The sequence below is a fragment of the Streptomyces sp. GESEQ-35 genome (assembly GCF_017948485.1).
Lineage (GTDB): Bacteria > Actinomycetota > Actinomycetes > Streptomycetales > Streptomycetaceae > Streptomyces.
The window spans coordinates 230,872-249,663 of record NZ_JAFFSX010000011.1 but is presented as its reverse complement, the minus strand read 5'-3'; the positions used below and the strand labels follow the sequence as shown (position 1 = coordinate 249,663).

Here is an 18,792-nt window from a genome sequence, read left to right as displayed (position 1 = left end):
CTTGAGCGGATTTGAGGCGTGGGCCGGTTTATGCGCCATGAGATTGGCGCAGCGCGGTTTCCGTCGAAGCCCCTCGATGTTTCGCCGCCGTGACGAAGGCGCCCTGCGTGTTACGCGTTGATGAACTGCGAGATGTCCGGCCAAGCGATCGTTATCGTGGCGCAACCTTCAGGGTCCGACCACGGCCGGTCCTCCGATGACCTGGCATGGGGGAGCCGAGTCGGGCTGTTCGGGAGGGCCGGCCGCGGCCGGGGTTCTGGGGTGTCAGACCGCTTCTGCGGTCTCGGGCAGCTCGATGGCGAGCCGGTCGGTGAGGTCCACGACCTCGGCGAGATCCCCGAAGTCGCGTACGGCCGTGTCGACCGTCTTTCGAATACGAGTGTTCACGCGCTCGGAGCGGACCTTCTTGGCGATCCGCATGGCGTCGGCGGCGAGCACCGAGGCCTGCTCCGGTTCCCGTTGGAGCAGATGCACGGTGGCCATCCCGATCGCGTTCAGCGCATACGACCGCTGGTGCTCGGTGTCCTTGGCGAAGAGGTCGACGGCCCGCTGCATCACGGGCTCGGCGAGGGACGCGTAGGTGGGGCTGCGGCCCGCGACATAGGCGAGATCGCGGAAGGAGTGGGAGTTCTCGCCGTACAGCTCGGCCTCGGAGAAGAACCGGATCCAGTCGGGGTCGGGATCGTCCCACTCGTCGGCTTCGCCGAAGGTGTCCTCGGCCATCCGCACCGCCCGCTTGCACTTGCCGGGCTGGCCCATGTTGGCGTACGCGCGGGCCTCCATCGCATACAGCATCGACTGGGTGCGGGGGCTCGCGCAGTCCCGGCTGCCGTACTGCGCGAGGTGGATCAGCTCCAGGGCGTCCTCGGGCCGCCCGAGGTGGATCATCTGGCGGCTCATGCTGGACAGGATGTACGAGCCGAGCGGCTTGTCGCCCGCTTCCTTGGCGGCGTGCAGGGCGAGGACGAAGTACTTCTGCGCGGTGGGCTGGAGTCCGACGTCGTACGACATCCAGCCGGCCAGCTCGGCCAGCTCGCCGGCGACCTTGAACAGTGTGCGGGTGGTGGCCTCGGGCTGGGGCTCCTGGAGGAGGTCGGTCACCTCGTGCAGCTGGCCGACGACGGCTTTGCGGCGCAGGCCGCCGCCGCACTGGGCGTCCCACTGGCGGAACATCACGGTGGTGGACTCGAGGAGCTCCAGCTCGGGCCTGGACAGCCGCCCCCGCGCGCGGGAGGTCGGCTCCGGCTCCGTCCCCTGCTGCGCGGACTGCTGCGCCGGCACCAGCCAGCGCTGCATCGGCTCGATGAGGGACGGGCCCGCGGAGAGGGCCAGCGAGGTCCCGAGGAAGCCGCGCCGCGCCAGCATCAGGTCGCTGCGCGAGAACTCGCTGAGCAGGGCCACGGTCTGCGGGCCCGTCCAGGGCAGGTCGACTCCGGTCGAGGAGGGGGCCTGGCGGGCGGCGCGCAGACCGAGGTCCTCGACGGAGACGACACATCCGAACCGCTCGGAGAACAGCTCGGACAGGATCCTGGGGATCGGCTCGCGCGGATTCTCGCCGTCCAGCCAGCGGCGCACCCGCGAGGTGTCCGTGGAGATGTGGTTGGCCCCCAATTGGCGTGCCCTGCGGTTCACTTGCCGCGCGAGCTCGCCCTTGGACCAGCCGCTGCGCACGAACCACGAGCCGAGCAGCTCATTGGGGCGCTTGTCCGTGCTGGTCGCGGTCGCGCCGCTGCCGCCGTTGCCGCCCACTGGAACGCCCCCATCCCTGAGACCACTTGTCGCCGAGTGCGCCAAGCCCTATCAGAATGCCGGTAAATACGGCTGTCCGTCCGGTACTTGTCACCCTTCGAACGGAAAGCCGAGTTGCCTCCGGCATACCCACGAGTGCATGTGCCCCCAGGACTCGTGCACTCAAAGTAATCCTACGATCACGCCTCCAGCCATGGCGATCCCGGAAACGCCACCATTCGCCACCCCTTCGAATGAACTCACGGTCGCTCGTAAGCGATTCACTTGACATAGGACGGCCAGGAGTGGGCGGAGCGGTGCACTCAGGGGCGCATGAAGCCGAGCGCACCACCCGAGGCGCTCGAAGGCGCCGGTTGCACCGAAGCAAGGACACGGTCAGTCACATTCCGGGTGGTCTCGTAACCACCGGTGCGTCGGACCCGTTGGAGGGGGCATGGGCTTCACGATCGGCAGCAGTCGGGGCATCCGCGACATCCGGTCCGGCTCGCGCCGCCGCGGCCGCACCTCGGACTGCACAGCCGTGGCCGAGTTCACCGGACTCTGGGGCTGGGGCGTGGTGCCGGGCGCACGGGCCGCGGCGGGCGCCTGCTCCTGCGGCCACTCCGACTGCCGGGCGCCGGGCGCGCATCCGCTGGACTTCGCGCCGGAAGTGCCCGCCGGTGCGACCCTTGACCAAGTGACCGAGTCCTGGGGCGAGTTCCCCGGCGCCTCGGCGATGCTGCCGGTCGGCCGGACGTTCGACGTCATCGAGGTCGCCGAGCCCGCCGGGCGCCACGCCCTGGCCCGGCTGGAGCGCATGGGCCTCCCCGTCGGCCCGGTGACCGCGACCCCTGAGGGCCGCGCCCACTTCTTCGTCGCCCCCGGCGCCGCCGCCGAGCTCCCCGAGCTTCTCTACCGCATGGGCTGGGACGACCCGACCTCCCTCGACCTGCACGGTCTGGGCCAGGGCGCCTACATCACGGCCCCGCCGTCCGACCGGGGCGGCCTGGGCCCGGTGCGCTGGCTGCGGTCCCCCGAGCTGGACTCGGCCACTCGGCCGCCGGAGGCCCGGCTGCTGCTGGGGACGTTGGCTTACGTCGCGCATCGGTCGCGCGCGTAGTCCTCCTCCGGACAGCGGAAAAGCAGAGCGCCCGTCCCCAACCGGACCTTGGGGGCGGGCGCTTGTTCGTAGTCGGCGTGTGAGTCACTCTCCGATAAGCGCATCCACGAATGCCTCCGGCTCGAACGGCGCCAGATCGTCCGCACCCTCGCCGAGGCCGACCAGCTTGACGGGCACGCCCAGCTCGCGCTGGACCGCGACGACGATGCCGCCCTTCGCCGTGCCGTCCAGCTTGGTCAGGACGATGCCGGTGATGTCGACGACCTCGGCGAAGACCCGGGCCTGCACGAGCCCGTTCTGCCCGGTGGTCGCGTCCAGCACGAGCAGCACCTCGTCCAGCGGAGCGTGCTTCTCGACGACGCGCTTGACCTTGCCGAGCTCGTCCATGAGGCCGGTCTTGGTGTGCAGGCGCCCGGCGGTGTCGATGAGGACGACGTCGGAGCCCATCTCCTTGCCCTCCTTGACCGCGTCGAAGGCGACGGAGGCGGGGTCGCCGCCCTCGGGCCCGCGCACGGTGTACGCACCGACCCGCTCACCCCAGGTCTGTAGCTGGTCGGCGGCGGCGGCGCGGAAGGTGTCGGCGGCACCGAGGACCACGCTGTTGCCGTCGGCGACGAGGACACGGGCGAGCTTGCCCGTGGTGGTGGTCTTGCCGGTGCCGTTGACGCCGACGACCATCACGATGCCGGGCTTGCGGTCCTCCGGCTCGGTCTTCACGGTGCGGTCCATGTCGGTGCCGACCAGCTTGAGCAGCTCCTCGCGCAGCAGGCTGCGCAGCTCATCGGGCGTGCGGGTGCCGAGCACCTTCACGCGCTCACGCAGCCCCTCGACCAGCTCCTGGGTGGGCTGCACACCGACGTCGGCGGTGAGCAGGGTGTCCTCGATCTCCTCCCAGGTGTCGTCGTCGAGGTGCTCGCGCGACAGCAGCGTGAGCAGCCCCTGGCCGAGGGCGCTCTGGGAGCGGGAGAGACGGGCGCGGAGACGCACGAGGCGCCCCGCGGTCGGCTCCGGGACCTCGATCTCGGCCGGCGGGAGCTCTTCGACGGTGGCCGGGGCCGAGCCGTCCGGGAGGTCCACCTCCTCTATGGTCCGGCGCGGTTCGTCGCGCGGTGTTTCGGCCTCGTCGCCGACGTGCGGCTCGGCCGGAGGGGCGGTGATGTCGGGGGCGGCGGGCGGCGGCGGGGGCAGCGGCTTCTTGCGCCGGCTGCCGACGACCAGCCCGCCGAGCGCGCCGAGCACCACCACGGCGATGACTACAACAAGGATGACGATTTCCATAACCCGTCCAGTATCAGCCATGAGCCTCGGCCGGACCCAGCTTGTGCTTTCCTCCAAGGGGCATAAGCCGCTTCGAGAGTGGTCGACGTATCCGTTCGGCGCCCACGTCGGCGATCGTACGCAACACGGTGGACGGCGCCGGGATCGTCGTACTCCCGATGGCGCCGAAGCCCGTGGTGGTGGAAACAGGGCCCGCCGGGGAGCCCGTACCTCTGGCTGTCTGACGCCCCGTCAGCTACCGTCCGCCTTCGCAGCCACCGGCGAAGGGGGACTTCCCATGCCCGTCACGGTCGTACGTTTCAACCTCGTCGAGCCCGGCGCGACCCCCGCCTCGCTCAGCGCCCGCTACCGGGCGGCGCTGGAGATGGCGGCGTACGCCGACGACCGCGGGATCACCACCGTGCAGACCGAGGAGCACCACGGCGCCGCGAACAACTGGCTGCCGTCGCCGTTCGTCTTCGCGGGCGCGGTCTTCGGCGCGACCAAGCGCATCGCGGTGACGGTCTCGGCGATCATCGGCCCGCTGCACGACCCGCTGCGGCTCGCCGAGGACATCGCCGTACTGGATCTGCTGAGCGGCGGGCGGCTGGTGACGGTCGCCGGAATCGGTTACCGGCCCGAGGAGTACGCCCTGTTCGACGTGGAGTGGAAGCGGCGGGGGCGGCTCCAGGACGAACTCCTGGAGACGGTCCTCAAGGCCTGGACCGGCGAGGAGTTCGCGTACCGCGGCCGTACCGTACGGGTCACCCCGCGCCCGTACACGGACCCGCACCCCCTCCTCCTGGTCGGCGGCTCCTCACAGGCCGCCGCCCGCCGGGCCGCCCGGCTCGGCCTGCCCTTCTTCCCCAGCGCGCATCTGCCGGAGCTGGAGGCGTACTACAAGGAACGGCTCGTCGAGTACGGCACCGAGGGCTGGACCATGATGCCCGCGGCCGAGCAGCCGCTGCTGCACATCGCCGAGGACCCGGAGCGGACGTGGGCGGAGCACGGCCGTCACTTCCTGCACGAGGCCCGGACGTACGCCTCCTGGCAGTCCGGCTCCATCCGGTCCGCGGTGAAGTCGGCGGCCACGACCGTGGACGAGCTGCGCGCCGAGGGCGTCTACCGGATTCTCACGCCGGACGAGTGCGTGGCGCAGGGGCTCGACAACTACGTCCTGCATCCGCTGTCGGGCGGGATGCCGGTCGACGAGGGGTGGCGCAGTCTGCGGCTGTTCTGCGAAAACGTACTGCCCCGGCTGGGTGACCTCGAAGGCTGAGCCGGGGCAGTACGTCTCTTACGAGTACGGGGAGAGGAGCAGCGGGGACTTGGCTCTTCTCCCCGAGTTCATCGGGGGCCTCTTACGAGGCTCAGCCCATCTCCTCCAGCGCCTTGCCCTTCGTCTCCTTCACGTACTTGAGGACGAACGGGATGGAGAGCGCCGCGAAGACGGTGTAGATCACGTAGGTCACGGAGAGGTTCCAGTCGGCCAGCGACGGGAAGCTCGCGGTGATGGCCCAGTTGGCGATCCACTGTGCGGAGGCGGCCACGCCCAGGGCGGCGGCGCGGATCTTGTTCGGGAACATCTCGCCGAGGAAGACCCAGACGACGACACCCCAGGACAGCGCGAAGAAGAGGACGAAGATGTGGGCGGCGATCAGGGCGATCCAGCCCTGCGTGGCCGGCAGCTTGCCGTCGACGAGGTTGAAGGAGAACGCCCAGGCCTCCAGCGCGAGACCGATCACCATGCCGATGGAGCCGATGAGGGCCAGCGGCTTACGGCCGACACGGTCCACGAGGAGCATCGCGATCACGGTGCCGATGATGTTGATGATCGACGTCGTGAAGGAGTAGAAGAACGAGTCCGTCGGGTCGACGCCGACCGACTGCCACAGGGTCGAGGAGTAGTAGAACGCGACGTTGATGCCGACGAACTGCTGGAAGACCGACAGGCCGATGCCGACCCAGACGATCGGCTTGAAGAAGAAGCCGCCACCGCCGAGCAGGTCCTTGAACGTCGACTTGTGCTCGCTGTTCATGCCGTGCTCGATCTCGGCGATCCGGGCACCGAAGTCGATGTCCTTGCCCTCGACCTCGGCGAGGACCTCGCGGGCCCGCTCGTGCTTGCCGACGGAGACCAGGAAGCGCGGCGACTCGGGGATCACGAAGGACAGCAGGCCGTAGATGACGGCCGGGATCACCATGACGCCGAGCATGACCTGCCAGGCTTCCAGGCCCAGGATCTGGCCGCGCTGGTCGCCGTCGGCGGCGTTGAGGAGACCCCAGTTGACCAGCTGCGAGACGGCGATGCCGATGACGATCGCGGCCTGCTGGAAGGAGCCGAGCCGCCCGCGGTACGCGGCCGGAGCGACCTCGGCGATGTAGGCCGGGCCGATCACGGAGGCCATGCCGATGGCGAAGCCGCCGACGACGCGCCAGAAGGCGAGGTCGTACAGCGCGAAGGGCAGCGCCGAGCCGACGGCGCTGATCGTGAACAGCACGGCGGAGATCTGCATGCACCGGATGCGGCCGATACGGTCGGCGATCCGGCCTGCGGTGGCGGCACCGATGGCACAGCCGATCAGGGCGATGGCGATGACCTGCGCCAGCGCCGCGGAGCCGATGTCGTAGCGGTCGCGGATGGCCTCGACGGCGCCGTTGATCACGGAGCTGTCGTAACCGAAGAGGAATCCGCCCATCGCGGCCGCCGCCGCGATGAAGATGACGCGCCCGAGATGTTCGGGATGAGCCGTACCGGCTCCTGACTGGGGTGCCTGCGCTGTGCTGGTCACGTGTACTCCTCGGGCCACCGGCAACGCTGCCGGTTGGGGTCAGCCCTTCGAGGTCCACCAGAAGGTACCTGAAGGTAAAAACAACGTTGCTCAGGCTATGCCTTCAAGTTTCGAAGTCAATATGACGTTGTTAAGAAAATGCACCCTCTACGTGAGAGGTATGCGTTCAAGACTTGAAGGGATGATCCCAAAGCACTGGTCAGAACCGGTGCAGGTGGCACGCATTTGGCGCAGCCCGCGGGGAGCCTTCAGCGGAGTCGCTGGGAGATGACCTTCGACACACCGTCGCCCTGCATGGAGACGCCGTACAGCGCGTCGGCGACCTCCATCGTCCGCTTCTGGTGAGTGATCACGATCAGCTGCGAAGCCTCCTGAAGCTCCTGCATGATGCGGATCAGCCGCTGAAGGTTGGTGTCGTCGAGGGCCGCCTCGACCTCGTCCATCACATAGAACGGGCTGGGCCGCGCCTTGAAGATCGACACCAGCATCGCGACGGCGGTCAGCGAGCGTTCGCCACCGGAGAGCAGGCTGAGCCGCTTGACCTTCTTGCCCGGGGGACGCGCCTCGACATCGACGCCCGTGGTGAGCATGTTGTCGGGGTCGGTCAGGATCAGCCGTCCCTCGCCGCCCGGGAAGAGCCGGCTGAAGACCCCTTCGAACTGAACGGCCGTGTCCCTGAAGGCCTCGGTGAAGACCTGCTCCACCCGCTCGTCGACCTCCTTGACGACCTGGAGCAGATCGGCGCGGGTCTTCTTCAGGTCCTCCAACTGCTCGCTGAGGAACTTGTGCCGCTCCTCCAGAGCCGCGAACTCCTCGAGCGCGAGCGGGTTCACCTTTCCGAGCTGCTGATAGGCCCGTTCGGCCGCCTTCAGCCGCTTCTCCTGCTCGGCCCGGAGGAATGGCTTGGGCTGGTTGCGGGGATGCTCGGGATCCTCCGGCAGCACCTCTCCCTCCGCCGGGAGCGAGGGCGGGACCAGCTGATGCGGGCCGAACTCGTCGACGAGCCCGGCCGGCTCGACGCCCAGTTCCTCCAGCGCCTTGGTCTCCAGCTGCTCGATCCGCATCCGCTTCTCGGCGCCGAGCACCTCACCGCGGTGCACGGAGTCCGTCAGCTTGTCGAGCTCGGCCTTGAGATCGCGCCCCGCGCCCCGGGCGACGGTCAGCTCCTGCTCGCGCCGCGCCTTGGCGGCCTCGGCGGCGGTGCGTTCCTGGTCGGCGCGGGTGAGGGAGACCTCGACGTGGGCGAGCAGCTGCCGCGCACCGGAGGCGACGGCTTCCGCGACGGAGGCCTCGTGCCTGAGGCGCGCCTGCCGCTGCTCGGCACGCGCGCGTGCCTCGCGCTCCGCTCGGGCGGCGCGGTCGAGGGAGTCGGCACGTCCGACCAGTCCTTTGACCCGCTCTTCGTGCGTACGGACCTGAAGGCGGGCCTCCATCTCCGTCTGCCGTGCGTTGGCGCCGTCGGCGGCGAGCCGATCCCGTACGGAGGTGTCGGGTTCCTCCTCGACCGGCATCTCCTCGGCGACGACGAGCCGCTCGGCCAGCACCTCGGCTTCCTCCACGGCCTTGTCGAGCGCTTCCTGCGCCCGCGCCGTCGCCGCGGTGGACCGCTCGGCCTCTCCGGCAGCGCCGCGCGCCTGCCCGGCCAGCCGCCCGAGCTGCTGCGCTACGGCCGACTTCTCCCGGTCTGCGGACCTGCGCCGCTCCCCCACCTCTTCGACGAGCGCGGCGCACTCCTTGCGCCGCGCGGTCGCCGCGTGCTGTGCCTCGGTGAGTTCCTCGCACCGTACGGCCAGCTCTTCCAGCTCGGCGGCGGCCTCGTCCACGGAGGCCTGTACTTCGAGCAGGCTGGGGGCCCCGGCGGAGCCGCCGTGCGCGAAGTGCGCGCCCAGGAGGTCGCCTTCGGCGGTTACGGCGGTCAACTCGGGCCGCGCGTACACGAGGTCCTCGGCCTGCTCGAGGGTCTCCACGACGACGACCCCCCGGAGCAGCCGACGCACGGCGGACATCAGCTCGGCGGGGCCACGGACCAGGTCGGCAGCGAAGTGCTCCGCAGGGGGTGCCGGGACAGGCCGTCGCTCGTCTGCAGGTACGTCGTGGCTGGTCGCGCAGTTCCCCGCGCCCCTTTGGGGCGCTGCCCCACCGGGCGCGTCCGGGTCACCCGCGAGCAGCAGGGCCGCCCGTCCGCCGTCCTGTTTGCGCAGCAGGCGGATCGCGTCCGCTGCCGCCGACGGGGACGTCACCGCGATCGCGTCGGCTGCCGCCCCGAACGCAGCCGCCAGCGCGACCTCGTGGCCCGGCGTCACCGTAAGCAGCTCCGCCGCCGGACCCAGCAGGCCCGTGAGCCGGTCCTTCGCGCTCAGCAGTGCGCCGGTTCCGTCCTTGCGCCGCAGACCCATCGCCAGGGCCTCATGGCGGGCCTGGGTGGCGGCGCGTTTGCGTTCCACCGCCGTGGCCGCCTCGCGGGCTGCCGTCAGGGCGGCTTCCGCCTCGGCGAGCGCTGTCTTGGCCGCGTCGTGCTGTCCGGCGAGTTCGGCGTCGTCCGCGTCGAGGCCGTCGACCTCGGCCTTGAGGGTCTCGTACTCCTCCTGGGCGGTGACGGCCCGCTCCTGGGCCTCGTCCCGGGCCGAGGCCAGCCGGTCGATCTCGGCCTGGGCGGAGGCGGCGCGTGAGCGGGCGGCGTTGACCTGGCCGTTCAGCCGGGCGAGTCCTTCACGGCGGTCGGCGATGGAGCGGGCGACGTCCTTCAGGCGCCGTTCCTCCATCGCCAGTTCGCGCTCCAGTTCGCTGCGGTGCGCGACCGTGTCGTCCAGCGCTCGCTCGGCCGCCTCCAGGGCCGCTTCGAGCTCGGCCTCCTGTTCCCGGATACGGGCGGCCTCCCGCTCCATGTCCTCGGGGTCGCGGCCGCGCCGCTCCTCCGGGGGCGTCGAGGTGGCGCTCTTCACGCGCGCGTCGGCCAGCGAGATCGTGCCGCGGACGCGCTCGGCGAGCTGGGAGAGCTCGTACCAGGTCTGCTGGGCGCGCTGGAGGCGCGGCGTGAGCTGCCGTACCTCATCCTCCAGGAGGGCCTCCCGCTGGAGCGCCTTCTTCAGCTCCAGCTCGGCGGTTTCCTTACGTTCCTTCAGCGCGGCCTCGTCGGCGACCTCGGCATTGAGCGCCTCGCGGAGTCGTACGAGATCGTCGGCGAGGAGACGGAGGCGGGCGTCCCGCAGGTCGGCCTGGATGACGGCGGCCCTGCGCGCGACGGCGGCCTGCCGGCCCAGGGGCTTGAGCTGCCTTCTGAGTTCGTCCGTCAGGTCCTGCACGCGCGCGAGGTTGGCCTGCATCGCGTCCAGCTTCCGGAGCGCCTTCTCCTTGCGCTTGCGGTGCTTGAGGACGCCGGCCGCCTCTTCGATGAAGGCGCGGCGGCCCATGGGGTCGGCGTGCAGGACGGAGTCCAACTGGCCCTGGCCGACGATGACGTGCATCTCGCGGCCGATGCCGGAGTCGGAGAGGAGCTCCTGGATGTCGAGGAGGCGGCAGGTGTCGCCGTTGAGCTGGTACTCGCTGCCGCCGTTGCGGAACATGATCCGCGTGATGGTGACCTCGGCGTACTCGATGGGCAGCGCCCCGTCCGAGTTGTCGATGGTCAGGGACACCTCGGCCCGGCCCAGCGGCGGACGGCCGGTGGTGCCGGCGAAGATGACGTCCTCCATCTTGCCGCCGCGCAGCGACTTTGCGCCCTGCTCACCCATGACCCAGCTGAGCGCGTCCACGACATTGGACTTGCCCGAGCCGTTCGGTCCGACGACACACGTGATCCCCGGCTCGAACCGGAGCGTGGTCGCCGAGGCGAACGACTTGAACCCACGGAGGGTCAGGGCCTTGAGGTGCACGCCGCTGGACTCTACCTCCCGCCGGTATCTCACACGTTGAACCCTGGGGTACCCCGCGGTTTCACCCATGAACGTGCAGGGCACACCAGACGTTAAAGAGAGTGAAAGGATGCGCGGGGGCAAGAAAGAAGGGACGCCGAAGCGTCCCTTGCAAACTCTGACAACTTAGCGGCTGATCCGGGCAGCCCAACCACTGCTGTCGTTGTGTGATGCAGTGATCAGGTGAGCGCAGGCTCCGCCTGGTGTGCGTCGATGCTCTCCATGATCCTGTCGTGAGAAGCGGCAGCCGTCAGCTCGTCGTTCTCCGCCTGGATCCGTCCGAGCTCGGATTCCAGGTCCTGGACGCGCTGCTGGAGCCGTCGCATCTCGGCGAGGAGTCGAGGGTCGGAGCCGCCGACGTAACCGAGAAGCGCCTTTGCCATGATGGATGGTCCTCCACACTGAGTGACCGACCGAAGCGGTGTGGGTCGTGAGGGAATCGCACCCGCGGTGCTTGGCACTGTTGAGTTTGTGTTGCCGTTCATCCATGCCAAACAGCTAAGGTGCGCGGGGCTTTCAGCGTCTCACCAAAAAGTTTGACGGTCAACACGATCACGCCCTGTATTGGTGGGCATCCCGGGGGCGCGCGGCCGGGAAACGGCGGCGCTGCTGCTCCTGCGGGCCTCTCAGGGCGCGACGATCATCCTTAGGTGCGGAGCCTGCCACGACGCACGGTTCTTGGCAACCACCAGGCCCTTTCTGCTCGCGGCAGCTGCCGGTGGCATGTCCCTCCGCTTCCGCCTGGGGCGCTTTACAGAAATCGCTCAGCGGATGGCGAAGCCGTCGTAGCCGCCGCGAGGTGTGTCCCAGATCTCGGTGACACCGTCCACGCTCCCGGGCGTGTCGGCGCCCTGAAGCCAGTCGAGCAGCCCCTGGCACGCCCCGCGCGGGCCCTCCGCGACCACCTGGACCCGTCCGTCCTCCAAATTGAGAGCAAAACCACTCAGGCCGCCGAGTTCGAGGGCCTTGGCCCGCGTGAACCAGCGAAAACCCACACCTTGGACGCGTCCACGCACCCAGGCGACCAGCCGCACATCCTCGCTCATGGGTGCAACCTAACCGGCCAATGTCTCTCGAGACACTTCCTCACCGAGCGCCATGCGGTACCGTCCAGCCCCAATGAATCTCATATGAAACTCACTCGATCGAGTGAGTTGCGTTGACCGCTCGGGCGAGTCGACCGCATAGGACGAGGAAGGCAAGGACATGGGACGCCACCGACGCTCAGCCGCCGGCCGCGCCGCCACGGGCCGCGCCACGGGGGTCACAGAAACGTACGGTTCCCACACGGGGAGCCACGGCCCGCAGGACTCGTACGACGGATACGACACGTATGCCGGAGACCGTCGGACGATAGGCACGGCGCCCTACCTGAACACGCAGGACTACGCCGAGACCACCGCGCGCAGCGAGCGCTACCTCTTCGCCTCGGACGAGGACTACCGCGTCGTCTTCCCGGACGCGGCATCCGACGAGGGCGCACGGCGGGCAAGTGGGCACCGCAAGAAGAAGGCAGTGCATCCGGTGCGCACCGGACTGCTCGGTGTCTCCGCCGCGGTCGCCATCGGCACGGTCGCGGTCGCCGCGGGTGTGGTGCCCGGCGTCGACAACTACAAGCTCGGCGGCGGCAGTGACGGCGGCGACAGCGTGCAGGCCGTGGACACACCGACCAACTCCGCCACGGAGCAGGGCGGCACGTCCGGCGCCGCCGAGAGCCGCGACACCGACGAGTCGACGAGCCGTGACTCCGAGCGTTCGGCCTCGCCGACGCCGTCCGTCTCGGCGTCCTCCGCTGCACCGACCAAGACTCCGTCGAAGAAGCCGGAGACGACGCCTTCGAAGAAGCCGAAGGCCACGCCGACGCCGACGCGTAAGGCCACGAAGGCGCCGCCGAAGGAGACCAGCGCCCCGGTGACGGTCTCCGCGGAGGCCAAGGCCGAGGCCGAGGTGCTCACGCTCGTCAACCAGGAGCGGGCGAAGATCGGCTGTAGCCCGGTGGCCGCCAACAGCGCGCTGGCCGAGCTGGCCCGGGAGTTCAGCGACGCCATGGCCGAGCAGGGCTTCTTCGACCACACCGACCCCAGCGGGGCCACTCCGTGGGACCGGGCCGAGGCAGCCGGGATAACCGACCTCGGCGGCGAGAACATAGCCCGCGGCCAGGCCGACGCGGCGGCGGTCATGGAGGCCTGGATGAACAGCCCCGGCCACAAGGCCAACATCCTGAACTGCGACTTCAAGACGCTGGGCGTGGGCGTCCACATCGGGTCCGGTGGACCTTGGTGGACGCAGGACTTCGGTTACTAGCAGCACATACGACGAGGGGCTCCCGTCCGGTCACAGTGACCGGTGTCGGGAGCCTTTCGTGCGTCAGCGCCTAAGCGGCGACCGCGGCGCGCCCCCGCGCGAAAACCTTCGCGGTCTCGGCCACCCGGCGCCCCAGGTGCTCGGCCGTCTCCACGTCGGCCTTGTGGACGGCCTCCGGACCCTGGTCGGTATTGGTCTGGGCGGCGGCGCCGGTGAAGAAGCCGAGGCGGTTGATGTCGTTCTCGGAGCCGCCGCTGGTGCTCCAGCCGGGAAGCAGGCCGAGGTTGATCCAGTGCATGCCGAGCTGGGCGGCCAGGACCTGGAAGAACTGCAGGGTGTGCACCTTGTCACCGCTCTTGGAGCCGGAGTTGGTGAAGCCGGCGGCCAGCTTGTCCGTCCAGGCCTGCTCGGCCCAGCGCTGCGAGGTGGCCTCGGCGAATGCGTGGAAGGCGCCGGACGCGGTGCCCATGTAGGTCGGCGAACCGAACACGATGGCGTCCGAGCCGTCGAGAGTCGCCCACTGCTCCTCGATGATCTCGTCCACCTTGATCAGGTGGACCTCGGCGCCGGCCGTGGCGGCACCTGAGCGGACGGCCTCGGCGAGGACGGCGGTGTGGCCGTAGCCGGAGTGGTAGGCGATGGAGACAACAGGGCTGGTCATGTACGTACTCCAGGGGTAGGCAGCTCGCTGGCGATAACCAAAGGAAAGCACTAACTTTCAGTTAGTGCAATCTACGGGTTAGCGCTGCGCTCAAGTACGCTTGAGGGATGGACACCATTCAAGGGCGCACGGAGGCGCAGGACCTCCCGTACAACGTGTTCGACAGAGCCTGCCCCTCGCGCGACACCCTGGAGCACGCCACCGGCCGCTGGGGCACACTCACGCTGGGCGCCCTGCACGAGAGTTCCCTGCGCTTCAACGAGCTGCGTCGCCGCGTCGACGGCGTGAGCGAGAAGATGCTGTCCCAGACTCTGCACGCACTGGAACGCGACGGCCTGGTGCACCGCGAGGCCCAGCCGACGAACCCGCCCCGCGTGGACTACGAACTGACCCCGCTGGGCCGCGAGGTCGCCGAACGCCTGCTGGCCCTCATCCACTTCGTCGAGGGCCGCATGGACGACGTGCTCACCGCACGGGCTCGTTACGACGAGACGCGCGGCGCCCGCTGACACTGCGGGCAGAAGTAGCTGGACCTGTTCATCCAGGCGCGGCGGCGCATCGGCGTACCGCACCTCTTGCACGGCAGTCCCTCGCGGCCGTACGCGTCGAGCGAGCGGTCGAAGTAGCCCGACTCCCCGTTGACGTTGACGTAGAGGCTGTCGAAGCTGGTGCCGCCGACGGCGAGCGCCTCGTTCATCACATCCCTTACGTGGCCGAGGAGTTCGGCGGTGCGGGGGCGGGTGAAGCCGGCCGTCGGACGTTCGTAGTGGACGCGGGCGCGCCAAAGGGCCTCGTCCGCATAGATGTTGCCGACGCCGCTGATCAACGACTGGTCGAGCAGGGCCCGTTTGATGGTCGTGCGCTTTCGGCGCAGCGCCTGGTGGAAGGCCTCGTCGTCGAAGAGCGGGTCGAGCGGGTCGCGGGCGATGTGCGCGATGACGTCGGGCAGGCCGTCGGGGGTGTTGTCGTGCAACGACAGGCCGCCGAAGGTGCGTTGGTCGACGAAGCGCAGTTCCGTGGAGAGGTCGTCGGCGAATCTCACCCGGATTCTGAGGTGCTTCTCGTCAGGTGCGATGTGCGGCTGGACGAGGAGCTGGCCACTCATGCCGAGGTGGGCGAGGACCGACTGGTCGGTGTCCTCCAGGGGCAGCCAGAGGTACTTGCCGCGGCGGCTGGGGGTGCCGATGCGATGACCCTTGAGGCGGTGCGCGAAGTCGTCAGCGCCGGCGAGGTGGCGGCGTACCGCGCGCGGGTGGAGGACCTCGGCGTCGGCGACGGTCCGGTGGGCGACCCACCGTTCCAGGCCCCGCCGTACGACCTCGACCTCGGGCAACTCGGGCATGGGATCCCCCGTAACGAGCCGGTGTACGAGCCGAGCGCCCGCCCCACAAGCCGGGGCGGGCGCTCGGGTTGCGCTGTTCGTCAGGCGGAGGCCTGGGCCTCGTCGGCGCCCCCGGTGGCTTCTGCCACCTCGGGCTCGGCCGCCTCGGCCCTGACCGCGTCGGCTTGCGCCGCGTCGGTCCCGACCGCTTCGGCCTTGGCCGCATCGGCCCTGGCAGCGTTGGCACGCTCTTCCGCCGCGGCCTTGATGGACCGCCACGCGGATTCAGCTGCCTGCTGCTCCGCCTCCTTCTTGCTGCGGCCGGTGCCGGTGCCGTACGAGACGCCTCCGACGCGGGCGGCAGCAGTGAAGGTCTTCTCGTGATCGGGGCCGGTCTCCGTGACCAGGTACTCGGGCACGCCGAGCCCCTCGGTCGCGGTGAGCTCCTGGAGACTGGTCTTCCAGTCCAGGCCGGCTCCGAGATTCGAGGACTTCTCGATCAGCGGGTCGAACAGGCGGTGCACCAGTTCGGAGGCCGCATCGAGGCCCTGATCGAGATAGACCGCACCGATCACCGCTTCAAGGGTGTCGGCGAGGATGGACGCCTTGTCCCGGCCGCCCGTGCCCTCTTCACCACGGCCGAGCCGGATGAAGGAACCCAGGTCGAGCTCACGGCCGACCTCCGCCAGCGCACGCGAATTGACCACCGCGGCCCGCAACTTGGCCAGTTGGCCCTCGGGCAGGTCGGGGTGGGTCGTGTACAGCGTGTCCGTGACCACGAGACCGAGCACGGAGTCCCCGAGGAACTCCAGCCGCTCGTTGGTCGGCAGACCGCCGTTCTCGTACGCGTAGGAACGGTGGGTCAGCGCACGCACCAGAAGGGCGGACTCGAGTTTGTACCCGAGCCGCCCTTCCAACAGCGTGTGGGACGAGGCCGTGTTGTCCGCCGGGTCACTCCCGCTCGCACGGGAGGAATTCTTCTTGGGCGTGGACACTGTGCCTCTCACCAGCCGCTCAGACCTCGAGGACCTGGCGCTTGTTATAGGTGCCGCAAGACGGGCACGCAATGTGCTGCTGCTTGGGCTCGTGGCAGCGCTCGCACGCAACCAGGGGGGTGACCGCAGCCTTCCACTGCGACCGGCGGTGGCGCGTGTTGCTGCGCGACATCTTCCGCTTCGGAACAGCCACGGCTACTTCTCCTGCTTCTCGTTGGCGCGCGCCGACGAAGGCGCTTCGCCACTGATCTCGTCCTTCTCGCCGTCTTCGAGTGAACCGGCGAGTCCCTGCAGTGCCGCCCAACGGATGTCGACGGCGTCATGGTGGTGGTCCGGGTCGTCCGTGAGCCGCGCTCCGCACTCGGAGCACAGGCCCAGGCAGTCGTCCTGGCACACCGGCTGCATCGGCAGTGCGAGCACCACCGCATCACGCAGCACGGGTTCGAGGTCGAACAGTCCGTCCTCGATGAAGAGCCTGTCCTCGTCTTCCTCGGCGTCGTCGGCCGGCTCCGCCTTCGGGCGGCCCCGGTCGTCGGCGTCAGGGTACGAGAACATCTCCTGGAAGTCCGCTTCGAGCGCCAGCTCCAGCGGCTCCAGACACCTTACGCACTCCCCCTCGGCCTGTGCACGGGCGGTGCCTGTGACAAGCACCCCTTCCATGACCGACTCAAGGCGGAGGTCGAGCTTCACCGGGGCGCCTTCCGGCACTCCGATGACTCCCTGGATCCCGAGATCCTTGGGGGCGTCGATCTCGCGGGTCAGGCGCTGTAGCGCACCAGGCCGCCGCCCCAGCTCGTGCGTGTCGAACACGAGAGGGTTGCGGTGGTCCGGGCGGGCTGTCACGCCAATTCCTGCTTTCGATCTTCTGAGCTCAGAGGGCCACTGCCGGATGCAAAGATGTCACCCATCTCTTGTACCCAGGGCAGCGTTGATCGCGGACGTACACGCGACCGAAGAGCCAGGATACTGGACCTTTCGCTCTCGGCCCAATCCGGTGTCGGCCTACTGTCCGCGCCCCTGCTCATAGGCCCGCAGCTGCTCGGCGCTGATCATGCCGGTGTCGAACAGGCTGGTCTCGTCGAGGGCGTAGCCCTGCTGGGCCTGCTGGGCCTGCTGCGGCATCTGGTTCGGGTCGTACGCCGGCTGCTGCTGGGCGTCGTAGCCCTGATAGGCGGCGTAGGGGTCGGCCTGCTGGTAGCCGTAGGGGTCCTGCTGGGCGTAGGCCTGCTGCTGGTAGCCGCCGCCGTACGGGTCCGGCTGCGCGGTCTGCTGGTAGCCGTACGCCGGCTGGGGCTGGCCGTAGTCCGGCTGCTGGGGCTGTTCGGGCTGCTGCGGGGCCTGGGCGTCCTGCTCGGCGAGGGCCGTGAGGTCGGCGAGGTAATCGGCGTCGCTGGAGTGCCGGACGGTGCTGAGGTCGTCGGCGAGGGCGCCGAGGTCGTCCGAGGCGATACGGCCGTGCAGCTTCTGCCGACCGCGGCCGACGGCGTCCAGGGTCTTGGCGAGGACCGCCTCGAAGGCACCCAGCTTGACGTCCACGTACTCGTCGGCGGAGCGGCGCAGGGTCTCGGGGTCGTGGCTGCGCTCGGGGGCGTCCTCGTCCTCGTAGCCCTGCTCGTCGAGGCCGGGTCCGGTGCCGAGGAGCTTCTCGCGGCCGCGGCCGACCGAGCCCAGGGTCTTGGTGAGGACGACCTCGAAGTTGGCGAGCTTGGAGTCGACGTAGTCGTCGGCCTCGCCGCGGACCTCCTCGGCCTCCTGGCGAGCCTCGGCGACAATGCGGTCCGCCTCGTTCTGCGAGCGGCGGGCGACCTCGGTGTCGGAGATCAGCGAGCCGCGCTCGGCGTGCGCGGTCTGGATGATCCGCTCGGCCTCCTGGCGTGCCTGCTCGACCATCTGCTCACGGCCGCCGATCAGCTCCTGGGCCTGCGCGAGGGAGCCGGGCAGGGCCTGGCGCACCTCTTCGAGCAACGTGAGCAGGTCGGCGCGGTTGACCACGCACGAGGCCGACATGGGCATCGACCGGGCACTGGAGACCGCGGCGACGATCTCGTCGAGCTTCTTCTGCACGTCCACCGTGTGCTCGCCACTCTCTACAGCTGTGATGGAGACGGACGGGTCGACTGTACGGCCATGGGGTCCCCGCCGGACACCGGGTGACGGATTGTCAGCTTGCGAGGGGTTTCCGGAGCGTTTGCCGGGGGCCCGCGATCCGGCCGCTCAGTCCTTCTTCAGCCGCTCGGCGAGGGCGTCGAAGACCAGCGGAGGGACCAGGTGGGAGACGTCTCCGCCCCAGGTCGCGACCTCCTTGACCAGGGAGGACGACAGGAAGCTGTAGGTGGGGTTGGTCGGCACGAAGAGCGTCTCGACACCCGACAGGCCGATGTTCATCTGGGCCATCTGTAGCTCGTAGTCGAAATCGCTGACCGCGCGCAGGCCCTTGACGATGGCCGGGATGTCGCGCTCCTTGCAGAAGTCGACGAGCAGGCCGTGGAAGGCCTCGACCCGGACGTTCTCGAATTCGGCGGTGACCTGGCGGATCAGGTCGATCCGCTCCTCGATCTCGAACAGGCCCTTCTTGGCCTTGTTGATCATCACCGCGACGTAGACCTCGTCATACAGCCTGGAGGCACGGCCAATGATGTCGAGGTGTCCGTTGGTGATCGGGTCGAACGACCCGGGACAGACGGCGCGGCGCACTTGAGATCC

The 18,792-nt window shown here is 69.3% G+C and carries 17 protein-coding genes; 4 read left to right on the top strand and 13 right to left on the bottom strand.

Annotation, left to right across the window (positions count from 1 at the left end; genetic code table 11):
• Nucleotides 1-264 precede the first annotated feature (264 nt).
• On the bottom strand, nt 265-1,749 hold the full coding sequence (locus KCH87_RS22995; protein ID WP_210588093.1) for a hypothetical protein: 1,485 nt from the start codon (nt 1,747-1,749) through the stop codon (nt 265-267).
• Nucleotides 1,750-2,182: 433 nt separating this feature from the next.
• On the opposite strand from KCH87_RS22995, the gene KCH87_RS22990 reads away from it, so the two are divergent.
• Nucleotides 2,183-2,848, top strand: a complete 666-nt coding sequence (locus KCH87_RS22990; protein ID WP_210588092.1) for a bifunctional DNA primase/polymerase — start codon at nt 2,183-2,185, stop codon at nt 2,846-2,848.
• A gap of 84 nt (nt 2,849-2,932) precedes the next feature.
• On the opposite strand, the gene ftsY is transcribed toward KCH87_RS22990, so the two are convergent.
• A complete protein-coding gene (gene ftsY / locus KCH87_RS22985; protein WP_210588091.1) occupies nt 2,933-4,126 on the bottom strand; it encodes a signal recognition particle-docking protein FtsY in 1,194 nt (397 codons plus the stop codon).
• Between the two features lie 277 nt (nt 4,127-4,403).
• Between ftsY and KCH87_RS22980 the strand changes: the two genes are divergently transcribed.
• Entirely contained in the window at nt 4,404-5,384 is a 981-nt protein-coding gene (locus KCH87_RS22980; RefSeq protein ID WP_210588090.1) for an LLM class flavin-dependent oxidoreductase, read from the top strand.
• A 91-nt stretch (nt 5,385-5,475) separates the two neighbouring features.
• Here KCH87_RS22980 and KCH87_RS22975 read toward each other — a convergent pair whose 3' ends face one another.
• From KCH87_RS22975 to KCH87_RS22960, 4 genes are all read right to left on the bottom strand, one after another.
• Nucleotides 5,476-6,897 (bottom strand): sugar porter family MFS transporter, encoded by a 1,422-nt coding sequence (locus tag KCH87_RS22975; protein ID WP_210588089.1) that lies wholly within the window; start codon nt 6,895-6,897, stop codon nt 5,476-5,478.
• A 248-nt stretch (nt 6,898-7,145) separates the two neighbouring features.
• Nucleotides 7,146-10,769: a chromosome segregation protein SMC gene (gene smc / locus KCH87_RS22970; protein ID WP_210588088.1), complete on the bottom strand. Its 3,624-nt coding sequence runs from the start codon at nt 10,767-10,769 to the stop codon at nt 7,146-7,148.
• Between the two features lie 218 nt (nt 10,770-10,987).
• Nucleotides 10,988-11,191, bottom strand: coding sequence for a hypothetical protein (locus tag KCH87_RS22965; RefSeq protein ID WP_210588087.1), 204 nt, complete (start codon nt 11,189-11,191; stop codon nt 10,988-10,990).
• A gap of 381 nt (nt 11,192-11,572) precedes the next feature.
• Nucleotides 11,573-11,854 carry an acylphosphatase gene (locus KCH87_RS22960; protein WP_210588086.1) on the bottom strand — a complete coding sequence of 94 codons (282 nt, stop codon included), beginning with the start codon at nt 11,852-11,854 and terminating at the stop codon, nt 11,573-11,575.
• A gap of 160 nt (nt 11,855-12,014) precedes the next feature.
• On the opposite strand from KCH87_RS22960, the gene KCH87_RS22955 reads away from it, so the two are divergent.
• The gene (locus tag KCH87_RS22955; RefSeq protein WP_210588085.1) at nt 12,015-13,112 is read left to right on the top strand and encodes a CAP domain-containing protein; all 1,098 of its coding nucleotides are present in this window, start codon (nt 12,015-12,017) and stop codon (nt 13,110-13,112) included.
• A 70-nt stretch (nt 13,113-13,182) separates the two neighbouring features.
• On the opposite strand, the gene KCH87_RS22950 is transcribed toward KCH87_RS22955, so the two are convergent.
• Nucleotides 13,183-13,773, bottom strand: coding sequence for a flavodoxin family protein (locus tag KCH87_RS22950; RefSeq protein ID WP_210588084.1), 591 nt, complete (start codon nt 13,771-13,773; stop codon nt 13,183-13,185).
• A gap of 107 nt (nt 13,774-13,880) precedes the next feature.
• Here KCH87_RS22950 and KCH87_RS22945 point away from each other — a divergent pair, with 107 nt between their 5' ends.
• Nucleotides 13,881-14,282: a helix-turn-helix domain-containing protein gene (locus KCH87_RS22945; RefSeq protein WP_210588083.1), complete on the top strand. Its 402-nt coding sequence runs from the start codon at nt 13,881-13,883 to the stop codon at nt 14,280-14,282.
• Here KCH87_RS22945 and mutM read toward each other — a convergent pair.
• The 6 genes from mutM to coaD form a co-directional block, all read right to left on the bottom strand.
• A complete protein-coding gene (gene mutM, locus KCH87_RS22940; RefSeq protein WP_210588082.1) occupies nt 14,255-15,115 on the bottom strand; it encodes a bifunctional DNA-formamidopyrimidine glycosylase/DNA-(apurinic or apyrimidinic site) lyase in 861 nt (286 codons plus the stop codon). The genes KCH87_RS22945 and mutM overlap by 28 nt on opposite strands.
• 80 nt (nt 15,116-15,195) lie before the next feature.
• Nucleotides 15,196-16,089 carry a ribonuclease III gene (rnc, locus tag KCH87_RS22935; RefSeq protein WP_210588155.1) on the bottom strand — a complete coding sequence of 298 codons (894 nt, stop codon included), beginning with the start codon at nt 16,087-16,089 and terminating at the stop codon, nt 15,196-15,198.
• A gap of 19 nt (nt 16,090-16,108) precedes the next feature.
• Entirely contained in the window at nt 16,109-16,282 is a 174-nt protein-coding gene (gene rpmF / locus KCH87_RS22930) for a 50S ribosomal protein L32 (protein WP_015657589.1), read from the bottom strand.
• Between the two features lie 2 nt (nt 16,283-16,284).
• Complete coding sequence (locus KCH87_RS22925; RefSeq protein WP_374199018.1) at nt 16,285-16,932, bottom strand: DUF177 domain-containing protein; 648 nt, start codon at nt 16,930-16,932, stop codon at nt 16,285-16,287.
• A 159-nt stretch (nt 16,933-17,091) separates the two neighbouring features.
• On the bottom strand, nt 17,092-18,159 hold the full coding sequence (locus KCH87_RS22920; RefSeq protein WP_210588081.1) for a DivIVA domain-containing protein: 1,068 nt from the start codon (nt 18,157-18,159) through the stop codon (nt 17,092-17,094).
• 144 nt (nt 18,160-18,303) lie between these two features.
• The gene (coaD, locus tag KCH87_RS22915; RefSeq protein WP_210588153.1) at nt 18,304-18,783 is read right to left on the bottom strand and encodes a pantetheine-phosphate adenylyltransferase; all 480 of its coding nucleotides are present in this window, start codon (nt 18,781-18,783) and stop codon (nt 18,304-18,306) included.
• Nucleotides 18,784-18,792 lie beyond the last annotated feature (9 nt).